The sequence below is a fragment of the uncultured Azohydromonas sp. genome (assembly GCF_937926365.1).
In the GTDB taxonomy this organism is placed as follows: domain Bacteria; phylum Pseudomonadota; class Gammaproteobacteria; order Burkholderiales; family Burkholderiaceae_C; genus Azohydromonas.
In genome coordinates, this window is sequence record NZ_CALAOH010000229.1 from 22,389 (window position 1) to 33,073 (window position 10,685).

The following is a 10,685-nucleotide window of genomic DNA, read 5'->3' on the forward strand; positions in this document are numbered from 1 at the left end:
GTCGTGCCGGCCGCCTGAATCAGCCGACGAACAGCGTTGCCGGCTGTTCCAGGAAGCCGCGGATCGCCTGCACGAAGCGCGCCGCGTCCATGCCGTCGATGACGCGGTGGTCGAAGGACGACGACAGGTTCATCGCCAGCCGCGGCACGACGAGGCCGCCGCGCAGTGCCGGCCGCTCGACGATGCGGTTGACGCCCACGATCGCGACCTCCGGGTGGTTGATGATCGGCGTGGACGCGATGCCGCCAAGCGCACCGAGGCTGGTCAGCGTGATGGTCGAGCCGGTGAGCTCGTCCCGCGTCACGTGCCCGGCGCGCGACGCCTCGGCCAGGCGCATGACCTCGCGGGCGATCGCCCACAGGTCGAGCGCCTCGGCATGGCGCAGCACCGGCACCATCAGGCCGTGCGCGGTCTGCGTCGCAACGCCCAGATGCACCGCGCCGTGGCGCGTGACGACACCGGCCGCGTCGTCGAAGCGCGCGTTGAGCTGCGGGAACTCGGCGCAGGCGAGCACGATCGCGCGCGCGATGAACGCGAGCAGCGTCAGCCGCGGCCGCTCGCTGTCCCATTTCGCGTTCAGCGCCGCGCGCAGCGCCTCGACCTCCGTGACATCGACCTCCTCGACGTAGCTGAAGTGCGGGATGCGCCGCTTCGCCTCCTGCATCTTCATCGCGATGCGCCGGCGCAGCCCGCTCACCGGCACCGCCTCGATGTCCTCGCGCGGGGCGACGGCGCCGCGCGGCGCCGCGGCCGGTGCCAGCGCTGGCCGGCGGCCTTGACGCGCGAGATACGCGTCGAGGTCGGCGTGGACGATGCGGCCGGCGGTGCCGCTCGGCGGCACGTCCTTCAGCTCGATGCCAAGCTCCCAGGCGCGGCGGCGCACCGCAGGCGACGCAATCGGGCGCTCGTCGCGCAGCGTCGAAGCCAACGCCACGCCCGGCGCGGCCGGCTCAGGCCGCTGTCCGGCCGAAGGCGGCGGTGCCGTCCGCGCCTCGACCGGCTGGTCGGCCGGCGCGCCCCCGGCGGCCGGCAGCCGGTCGGCCGCGCCCGCTTCGCCGCCCGCCGTGTCGTCAAAGCGCACCAGCATCGAGCCGACCGCGAGCAGTTCCCCGACCTCGCCGCCGATCTCGGCAACGCGGCCCGCGACCGGCGAAGGAATCTCGATCGAGGCCTTGTCGGTCATCAGGGTCGCGAGTGTCTGCTCCTCGGCGACCTCGTCGCCCGGCTTCACATGCCACTCGACGACCTCGACCTCGGCGATGCCCTCGCCAACGTCCGGCACCTTGACGACGCGTGCAGCCATGCTCAGTCCTCCATCACGCGGCGCAGCGCGGCGGCAACGCGCGCCGGGCCCGGAAAATAGGCCCATTCCAGCGCGTGCGGGTACGGCGTGTCCCAGCCGGTGACGCGCTCGATCGGCGCCTCCAGGTGGTAGAAGCAGTGCTCCTGCACCAGTGCCACCAGCTCCGCGCCGAAACCGCTGGTGCGCGTCGCCTCGTGGACGACCACGCAGCGCCGCGTCTTCCTCACCGACTCGACGATGGCCGGCAGGTCCAGCGGCCAGAGGCTGCGCAGGTCGATGATCTCGGCATCGACGCCGCTTGCCAGCGCCGCCGCCTCCGAGACGAAGACCATCGTGCCGTAGGCGAGCACGGTGACGTCGCGCCCGGGGCGGAACACCGCCGCCGATTCCAGCGGCACCGTGTAGTGGCCCTCGGGCACCTCGCTGGCCGGGTGCTTGGCCCACGGCACGACCGGCTTGTCGGGATAGCCGTCGAAGGGTCCGTTGTAGAGCCGCTTGGGCTCCAGGAAGATGACCGGGTCGTCGCACTCGATGGACGCGATCAGCAGCCCCTTCGCGTCGTAAGGCGTCGACGGCATCACGGTGCGGATCCCGCAGACATGCGTGAACAGCGCCTCCGGGCTCTGGCTGTGCGTCTGTCCGCCGTAGATGCCGCCGCCGCAGGGCATGCGGATGGTGAGCGGCGCCGTGAAGTCGCCGGCCGAGCGGTAGCGCAGCCGCGCCGCCTCGGAAACGATCTGGTCCGAGGCGGGGTAGAAGTAGTCGGCGAACTGCACCTCGACGACCGGCCGCAGCCCGTAGGCACCCATGCCGACCGCCACGCCGACCAGCCCGCCCTCGGAGATCGGCGCGTCGAAGACCCGCGAGCGGCCGTACTTCGCCTGCAGCCCTTCGGTGCAGCGGAACACGCCGCCGAAGTAGCCGACGTCCTCGCCGAAGATCACGACGTTCGGATCGCGCTCGAGCATCACGTCCATCGCCGAACGCAGCGCCTGGATCATCGTCATCCGCGCCATCTCAGGCCTCCTTGCCGGCGCGCCGCGCCGCCTCGGCCTCGCGCGCCTGGCGCAGCTGGTCGCGCAGGTGCGGCGGCATGGACGCGAAGACGTCCTCGAACATCGACTCCAGCGGGGGGATGTGGCCGTCGAGCAGCGTCCCATGGCGTTCCGCCTCCTTCTGGGCCGCCGCGACCTCCGCTTCGAGGGCCTTGCGCGTGCGCTCGTGCTCGTCGTCGCTCCAGACGCCGAGCACGATCAGGTGGCGCTTGAGCCGCTCGATCGGGTCGCCCAGCGGGAAGTGCTCCCAGTCATCGGCGGGCCGGTAGCGCGACGGGTCGTCGGAGGTCGAATGCGCGCCGGCGCGGTAGGTCACCCACTCGATCAGCGTCGGGCCGAGGTTGCTGCGCGCCCGCTCGGCGGCCCAGCGCGATGCCGCGAGCACCGCGAGGAAGTCGTTGCCGTCAACGCGCAGGCTGGCGATGCCGCAACCGACGCCGCGCGCGGCGAAGGTCGTCGCCTCGCCGCCGGCGATCGCCTGGAAGGTCGAGATCGCCCACTGGTTGTTGACGACGTTGAGGATCACCGGCGCGCGGTAGACGTGGGCGAAGGTCAGCGCGGTGTGGAAGTCGGCCTCCGCGGTCGCGCCGTCGCCGATCCAGCCGGAGGCGATCTTCGTGTCGCCCTTGATCGCCGACGCCATCGCCCAGCCGACCGCTTGGATGAACTGCGTTGCCAGGTTGCCCGAGATCGTGAAGAAGCCGGCGCGCTTGTACGAGTACATCACCGGCAGCTGGCGGCCCTTCATCGGGTCGCGCTCGTTGCTCATGAGCTGGCACATCAGCTCGGCCATCGGGATGTCGTCGCGCGCGAGCAGCAGTCCCTGCTGGCGATAGGTCGGGAAGCACATGTCGCCCGCTTCGAGCGCCAGCGCGTGCGCGGTCGCGATGGCTTCCTCGCCGAGGCACTGCATGTAGAACGAGATCTTCTTCTGCCGCTGCGCGGTCAACATCTTCGCGTCGAAGGCGCGGGTGCGCAGCATCGCGACGAGGCCGCGCTTGAGCAGCGCGACGTCTGCAACGGGCGCCCAGGGGCCGACCGCGCGACCATCGTCGTCGAGCACGCGCACCAGCGCATAGCTCAAGTCGGCGGTGTCGGCCGGCGCGACGTCGATCGGTGGCCGGCGCGCGACGCCAGCCGGGAACAGGTGCAGGTAGGAGAAATCGGTGTGCTGCCCGGGGCGCGCATTCGGCTCCGGGACATGCAGGCGCAGCGGCTCGCGCGGTCTGTTCGTCATCCGCAGGCTCCTCGGCGCGATGGTGTCGCGCGCGTGTGCTGGGCAGCGTAGCGGAAGCCGGGGCAAGGGCTTCCGGCGCGGATCGGCAGCGGCCCCGGGATTCGGCCTCATCTACCTGCTGGGCGCGTTCGCGCGGGCGTCTTTCGACATCGCCGAAGGACCGAAGCAGCGCGCGCGTTCGTGGCGTTCCTTGGCCTGTTTGCGGCTGTCGGCGCGGTCGCCGTGCTGGAACCCTTCTGCACCCGACCACGGATTACGGAGACTATCGCCCTTCGCGGGGGTAGCCCCGCCGTGGTGCAGCGAGTTGTCCACAAAGCAGCCCTGGAGGGCTGTTTTTCTTCTGGTCGGCCCTCTGCGGGCCTGCACAGGTTTTGCACAGCGAGCGGCGTATTGTTGGATTCAATATCTATATTGTTCTGTGCTACCAGCTAGCACGGTTTGGCGGAAACCGTGCTAGCTGGTAGCACGGTTCAACGCTTTTCCGTGCTACCAATTAGCACGGTTGCCGCATTTTGTGGCAGACGGGAACTGTCCAAATCCTCGTGGACAGGTACGTCATCAGCGCGAATGCGCCCAACGTAGTGGCCGGAGGCTGGATCGTGCTTGGCGTCCGGGTTCGGGATGATCGAGTAGTAGGCATGCACGTCATCGCTACCCAAGTCGATCAGCTCCCCGCGGCTGGCGCGCTCCTTCATCTCGGCCAAGCGCTCACGCATGCTGTTGGGCACATAGTCGATAGCGATCGTCGCCACCTTGATCGCCCCCAGGCGAACGTCCATGCGCTCGCGCGCGATGTAAATCACCTTCTGGCCGTCCTTGCGTACGACGCGCAGCAGGTGCTCGCTCAGCAGTGCCTTGATGGCCCGCTGAGCTGTCATGGGCGACATGCCGGCCATCTCAGCAATGCGGCGCACGCCGCACCACGCCTCACCCGTGTTCCAGTCCGCGTGGCTCTTGATTGCCATCCACACGCTGTATGCATTCGGCCCGACCTTCGCCACAAGGCCGGAGGCGAATGCGTCGCGCTGCTGCGTTAAGTACGTGGTGTCAATGTCACCCCTGATAGTTGCCATTTGCGTATCAAATTTGAATGGGTGGTCCGCATGATACTGATACGCACTAAGAGCGAAAATCAACGGTATTCAAGGGAATCGGCCGGCAACCGTGCTAATCCGTAGCACAGAGCCACAGGAAAGACCGTATCAAATTTGACACAGGGGAACGCCAGATCTTGGCAGTGGTAGCTGAGAAGGGCGGCACCGGCAAGACGACAACCGCAGTGAACCTCGCCGCAGGGCGTGCACGCCTAGGGCAAGGGGTCTTGCTGGTGGACGGCGACATCAAGCAGGCAAGCGCGTCCGCGTGGACGGCGTTTCGCAAGAGCGGATTCGTCAACCCGTTCCCGGTACTGCAGCAGGTGCGCAGCAGCCAGCGTAGCCGGATACAACGAGGTGATGTTCGGCCGCGGCAGCACCTCGGGCACTGCTTCACCTGAAGCCTCAGCACACCGACTTGCCCCGGCTTTTTGCTGGGTCTAGATAAGGGCACTAATCCAAGGGCGGTTTTTGAAGGCCAATTCCAAAGCTGGGCGTCCGCGACAGCGGGGGACGCGCCGCCGCCTTGGCGTGAAGTGGTGGACGGTCCACCACCCTCCCAAGAGAGGCGCTACCAAGGCCATAGCGGCGGCGGGAGGCATGTCACTGCACGGTGGTGGACCGTCCACCACGGGATCACGCAAGAGCTGATTGAAGCGGGCAGGCGATGCATGCCCAGTCCTGCGGCCCTGGCCAGGCGGTGGTGGACGGTCCACCACCCTTCCCCTGACCGGCGCTGTCCTCCACCGCGCAGTGGTGGACCGTCCACCACCCACCCACGCAAGGCACGACTGAACCGGGCACATGGGACGCGGGCACGTGCTCTGTCCGGCGAAACTGCCCATGCAGTGGTGGACGGTCCACCACTGCGCTAATGCGTGCCTAGCGAAGCAGCCTGCCCAGCTTGGACGCCAGCTCTGCCCAACGTTCCGGCGGCACGGATGCGCCGTCCAGCTCCAGCACCATCCGGTTGCCGGCCTTGCGCACGACCAGCGCCCTGCCCTTGCCCAGCTCGAAGCGCTGCGGCGCCGGATCGGACGCGGTAGAAGCGTCCTCCACCGTCCTGCGGGCCGATGGGGTGGTGGACGGTCCACCACCCTTGCCGGTGAGCGCTTCGAAAACCCGGCGGGGCGGCAGTTCCTTGAGCAGTGGATCCGCGGCAACGCGCAGGACCGCTGCGCGGTCTCGCTCCAGTGCGTCCGTGAGAACGGAAGCCCAGCGGAACTGGATGTCGTTGGGCGACGCGAAGGCGGCGACGACCTCGGGAGGGAGCGCGGCAATGCGCAGTGCCTTGGAAAGATCGCCATGGTCCCTGCCGATATGGGCCGCAAGCTGGCGCAGCGACGGGAACAGGCCCTCGTCGAGCGCCCGCCGGTACATCATCCCCTGCTCGTAGGCCGAGAGGTTTTGACGCGTGCGGTTCTCGCGCTCCATGAAGCCGAAGAGCTCTTGGTCACTGACCTCCCTGATGACGGCGTGTACGGGTACGCCGCCCTCCAGGCAGGCCCGATGGCGCCGATGCCCAAACACGATCTCGTATTGCGGGCCGCCGTCTTTCGGCGAAGGCATGGGCCGCACCATGATCGGCTGCACGTTCGCACCCGCATCCCTGATCTCCGCCTTGAGCTCTTCGTACGCCTTGCCGGCATAGGAAGTCTCGTGGCGGTTGGCCCAGCGGCTCGGTGCGATGCTGCGCGGATCGAGCGCGACCGCGCCACGCTGCCCGCTCACGCGGCGGACTTCCTCCTCCAGCTCGGCGATGCGCTCCTGCAGCGCGTTGCCGGTGAAGATCTGCAGCGCGTTGTAGCCCGGCCCAGTCCTGGGCTTGGCAACCGCGGCGGGAGCCGGCGCGGGCACGGGAGCCACCGGCACGGGCTCCGCCACTGGCACCGCAGGGGCTGCTGGAGCCGGGGACGGCGGCACCACCGGCGCCGCAGCCGAGGCGCCAGCCGTCGCCACCACACGGCGCGGAACGTTGCTCCAGTCGACGTCGTGGCCCTTCTTCCTCGTCACCATCACGCGCCTCCGCCCTGGCTGAGCTGCTTGTGCCAGAACATCTGCGCTTGGTCCTCGATCAGTTCGACCAGCCGGTCATAGGCATCGGTGGCCCGCTTGAAGGTCCGGGCGGAGCCGCTCTCGATCTGGTCGTAGACCGTGCCGAACTCCGCGCTCGAAGCGTTGGCCGCCGCGGTCTTGGGGATCTCGACGCTTACGAGCTTGTCGCCGTAGGCCGAAGCCATCCACTTCTTCACCAGCAGACTCGTCTGATCGGTGGACTCGACCTTGGTGGGCAGCACGTCCACGAAGGCAAAGGATTTATGCCCCCCGCGCTGCGTGATGAGCTGGTTCGTGAGGTCGCCGAACAAGTCCCAGAACTGGGCCGAGGATGCGAAGTCCAGCGGGTTGGGCGGCAGCGGCATGATGATTCCGTTGGCCGCCATCAGCGCGTTGATCGTCGTGTACGACAGGGCAGGGGGCGTGTCGATGATGATGAAGTCGTACTTCTCGCGCACCGCGTCCAGACCGTAGTCGAGCACGCTCCAGAACTCGAAACCCGGCTCCTGTGTCTGCCGGGCCGGCAACGCGAACTCCGCGCCGAACAGGACGGGCGCGGCGGCCACCAGGTCGATACCGTCCCAATACGTGCTGCGTACCGCATAGGTGATGTCCGGCTGCTTGCCCGAAAACAGCGGCATCACGGTGTCGTCCAACTCCACTTCGGAATCCGGCAGGATGCCCATGAGCGTGGTGAGACTGCCCTGCGGGTCGCAGTCGATGAGCAGCACGCTGTGGCCCCGCAGGCTCAGCCCCTGCGCCAAGGTTGCTGCCGTGGTCGTCTTGCTGACCCCCCCCTTGAAATTGCCGATGGCGATGGTGATGGCCGTGGCGCTGGCGGGACGCAGTTCGTTGCGCCGGCTTTCGCGAACCCACACCCTGGTTTCGTTCAGCGTGAACTCGCGGCGGGCCCCGCTGGGCGTGAGCCGGCCGCTGGGCAGTTCACCACGCCGCAGCCTGTAGTCCACCTGCGGCTTCTGCAGCCCGGTGAGTTCCATGAGCTTGGCGGTCGAGAACACCGGGGGCTTCTTGCGCTGGGTAGGAGCCAGCATCGTTTCGCGCGCGTAAGCCACGACGTCCTTCACTCGCTCGGCCTGTTCCAGGATGGACGGCAACGTGATGTCTTCCGTGGCGGCAAGCTGGATAGCTTCCAAGTCTTTTCTCCTTCAGCAGGGCACGACACATGTCGCTGCATTCTATGAGGGGATGCAGAATTTGCAGAGGCACGCCATTTCTGCATCTAATGCTGAGCATTGCTGCCTGTAGCAGGGTTCACAGTTTTCTTGCTCAAAACTTCCGCTTTAAGAAGTCTTTAAACCTCTTTAATACATTTAGGCCTGTGGATAAGTGGTTTTTACCCTTTTGTGACAAGCACTTGCAGAGATCGTATGTCCGGGGTTTTCAGTCCAAGTGTCCGGCTTTTCCTGTCAATTTGTCCGGGGTTTTCAGTCCAAGTGTCCGGGCTTTTCAGGCAAGGCAAAACGAGAAATGGCCGGACTGTGGATAAGTTGAGGTGAGCCACATGGGGCTCAGGCGCACTTTCGTCCGGTTTTTTCAGTCATGTGGACCATGCGGGTGCTGCGCGGCACATGCCTTGTCTTGTCCAAGAGTCCTTGGACATATACTTGTGTTCCATGTCCCCCCATCCCCGGCCGGCGCAGCTGCAAGAAGCGGAGACCGCGTTCAACAAGCCGGTGTCGGTGCTGGCCATCGTGCCGGTCAACCGTTCGCTCACCGTCACGGCACGCAAGGTCTACAACGTCATGGGGCGGCTGGCGCAATCCGCGGGTGACACGCGGGAGGAGGGCTATGCCGCGCCGCTGCATGCCATCCTCTACCACGCCGGTACCGACAGTTCCGCCACCGCCTCGGCCAAGCGCTACCTCAAGGAGATGATGACCACCATCATCGAGTGGCGGCAGCTCTCGCCCGGGGACGTCATGCCGGGCGAAGCGGAACGGGAGCAGATCTTCACGCTGCTGTCGCAGGCGGACTTCTACAAGGTCGGGCGCGAGAACTGGGTGCGGTGGTGGTATCCGCCGGCCATCAAGCGCCAGATGCTCGACCCCGAGCGCTGGGCCCAGGTCAACCTGGAAACCGTTGCCCGGCTGGGGACCTACTGCGCCGTGGCGCTGTACGAGATCTGCGCGCGCTACCAGAGCGTGGGCCGCACGGTGCGTCAGGACTGGACCTGGTGGCTGCCCGTGTTGCGCGGCACCGACCAGTCCAAGCTGCGGGAGTGGCGCAAGTTCAAGAATGAGTTCGTGGCGCCCGCGGTGCGCAACATCAACGAGCTCTCCGAAATCGAGATCGAGCTCGTGGAGCACAAGAAGAACGGGAAGTTCTCCGGCGAGGTGCAGTTCCTGGTTCGGCGCAAGGACCAGCAGCGTGTCGCGGCACTCGAGGCCGGGCTTCCGGTGGACGTGACGGTGCAGGGCAGGGCGCTGGCGCTGGACATCCGTGAGCAGGACTTCGACGTCCTGGCCGAGCGCTACGGGCAGGAGGCGGTGGCGCTCGCACTGGAGACGCTGGCACAGCACGTGGCCTCGGCCAAGACGCCCATCGTCAACCGGCTCTCCTACCTGAAGTGGCTCCTCGGCGGTGTACCGGACAAGCGGAGGGCGGGGGACGCCAACCCGGGGCTGCCCGCGCCGGCCGCACCCGCGGCACAGCCGATGGCAACGCCGGAGCAGGACAAGCTGGCGGAGGCGGAGCGGGCCTTTGCCGCGCTATCGCGCGAGCAGCAGTTCCGGTGGCTGCAGCGGCTGCGCGAGGACTTGGTGGCCCGAGGCGTACAACTCACCCCGCTGCTGCGCTCGCGACTGGACGCGGGGCAGTGGCAGGCGCCCGCGCTTCGCTCGTGGTTGCTGCGCTTCTTCGCCAGCAACCGCGAGGCGTCGTAGGCCGGCCGGGCCGGCCCTGATGGGCTGTCACGATCCAGGGAACCGAGGTCCAGCGCCAGAGCGATCCGCAGCGCCGACCGCCAAAGTTCCCTCTGCCGAACCCGGGTCAGCGAGGAAACGACCCGGGAGCGCAATGCCCGCGGCGGGCCTCGGGATTGCAAATGTCCCGGCATGAGCAGTACCCACAAATCGAAGATCGCATTTCGAGTCCCCGAGCTGTCGCTGGGCACCATCAACTGGCCTGACTGCATCGAGCTGCGGCTGCGTCTGCTGGAACTCCAGAGACACCAGCCGCCGGCCGATCCCGAAGCCAGGCCCATTCGCATCGGCATCGAGGACGGCTACGGCGACCTCGTGCACGTGGTCGAGACCACGCGCCTGACCGAGGCCGTGAAGGTGTTCGAGTTGCTGTCCGAGTCCGGCCTGGTGCCCAGCCACGGCCGCTGCCGTGCCAGCGACGGCCGCACGCTCACGCGGACCTACCGCTGGCCCGACGCCCAGGACCTGGCGTCCGCCGCGATGGCTGCAGCCGGTGTGCAGCGCGCGGGCGGCACCGTGCCGAGCTTCGCGCGGCTGTAGCCATCGACGCTCCTCTTCCCTGATCCGAGCGGCCTGACGCAAGGAAGAGCTCGCTTTTCCCATCGCCCTGGTGGACCGGAGACCGGTGGTGCCGCATGCCCGTGCTGCGCCGGCCAGGTCTCCCGTACCGCTTTCCACCCGCACGACATCGCAGCCCGGCTGCCACGTCTCATGGCTTTGCATTCCATTCTCAACACCATGCTCAAGGCGACGGGCATCACGCCCCGCATCGCCACCGTCTTTGCCCCGCTGCTGAAGCAGGCGTGCGAGCGCTTCGGCATCCACACCCCGGCCCGCCTGGCCGCGTTCGTGTCGCAATGCGCCTGTGACAGCCGCGGCTTCGTCGCCATGGAGCAGGGCCTGCTCTACCGCTCGCCCGAACGCATCCATGCCATGTGGCCCGAGCGCGTGCCGGATGTGGACGAGGCCGATCAGCTGATCGGGGCGCCGCAGCTGCTG

At 67.4% G+C, this 10,685-nt stretch carries 8 protein-coding genes and 2 pseudogenes; 4 read left to right on the forward strand and 6 right to left on the reverse strand.

Going from position 1 to position 10,685, the window contains the following annotated elements; translation table 11 throughout:
- Positions 1–19: 19 nt before the first annotated feature.
- From Q0741_RS25525 to Q0741_RS25540, 4 genes are all read right to left on the reverse strand, one after another.
- A complete protein-coding gene (locus tag Q0741_RS25525; RefSeq protein WP_298236010.1) occupies positions 20–1,303 on the reverse strand; it encodes a dihydrolipoamide acetyltransferase family protein in 1,284 nt (427 codons plus the stop codon).
- Positions 1,304–1,305: 2 nt separating this feature from the next.
- Positions 1,306–2,319, reverse strand: a complete 1,014-nt coding sequence (locus Q0741_RS25530; RefSeq protein WP_367184182.1) for an alpha-ketoacid dehydrogenase subunit beta — start codon at positions 2,317–2,319, stop codon at positions 1,306–1,308.
- Between the two features lies 1 nt (position 2,320).
- The gene (locus tag Q0741_RS25535; protein ID WP_298236011.1) at positions 2,321–3,595 is read right to left on the reverse strand and encodes a 3-methyl-2-oxobutanoate dehydrogenase (2-methylpropanoyl-transferring) subunit alpha; all 1,275 of its coding nucleotides are present in this window, start codon (positions 3,593–3,595) and stop codon (positions 2,321–2,323) included.
- A gap of 470 nt (positions 3,596–4,065) precedes the next feature.
- Positions 4,066–4,668, reverse strand: coding sequence for a hypothetical protein (locus Q0741_RS25540; RefSeq protein ID WP_298236012.1), 603 nt, complete (start codon positions 4,666–4,668; stop codon positions 4,066–4,068).
- A 155-nt stretch (positions 4,669–4,823) separates the two neighbouring features.
- Between Q0741_RS25540 and Q0741_RS25545 the strand changes: the two are divergent.
- Positions 4,824–4,976: pseudogene (locus Q0741_RS25545) on the forward strand (ParA family protein); the annotation flags it as partial.
- A gap of 595 nt (positions 4,977–5,571) precedes the next feature.
- Here the strand turns inward: Q0741_RS25545 and Q0741_RS25550 are convergent.
- Both Q0741_RS25550 and Q0741_RS25555 read right to left on the reverse strand, forming a co-directional pair.
- Positions 5,572–6,705 (reverse strand): ParB/RepB/Spo0J family partition protein, encoded by a 1,134-nt coding sequence (locus Q0741_RS25550; RefSeq protein ID WP_298236013.1) that lies wholly within the window; start codon positions 6,703–6,705, stop codon positions 5,572–5,574.
- Positions 6,705–7,898, reverse strand: a complete 1,194-nt coding sequence (locus tag Q0741_RS25555; RefSeq protein WP_298236014.1) for a ParA family protein — start codon at positions 7,896–7,898, stop codon at positions 6,705–6,707. Before Q0741_RS25555 ends, Q0741_RS25550 begins: the two co-directional genes overlap by 1 nt.
- A gap of 480 nt (positions 7,899–8,378) precedes the next feature.
- On the opposite strand from Q0741_RS25555, the gene Q0741_RS25560 reads away from it, so the two are divergent.
- From Q0741_RS25560 to Q0741_RS25570, 3 genes and pseudogenes are all read left to right on the forward strand, one after another.
- Positions 8,379–9,647, forward strand: coding sequence for a replication initiation protein (locus Q0741_RS25560; RefSeq protein ID WP_298236015.1), 1,269 nt, complete (start codon positions 8,379–8,381; stop codon positions 9,645–9,647).
- A 171-nt stretch (positions 9,648–9,818) separates the two neighbouring features.
- Positions 9,819–10,226, forward strand: a complete 408-nt coding sequence (locus tag Q0741_RS25565) for a hypothetical protein (RefSeq protein WP_298236016.1) — start codon at positions 9,819–9,821, stop codon at positions 10,224–10,226.
- Positions 10,227–10,397: 171 nt separating this feature from the next.
- Positions 10,398–10,685: pseudogene (locus Q0741_RS25570) on the forward strand (hypothetical protein); the annotation flags it as partial.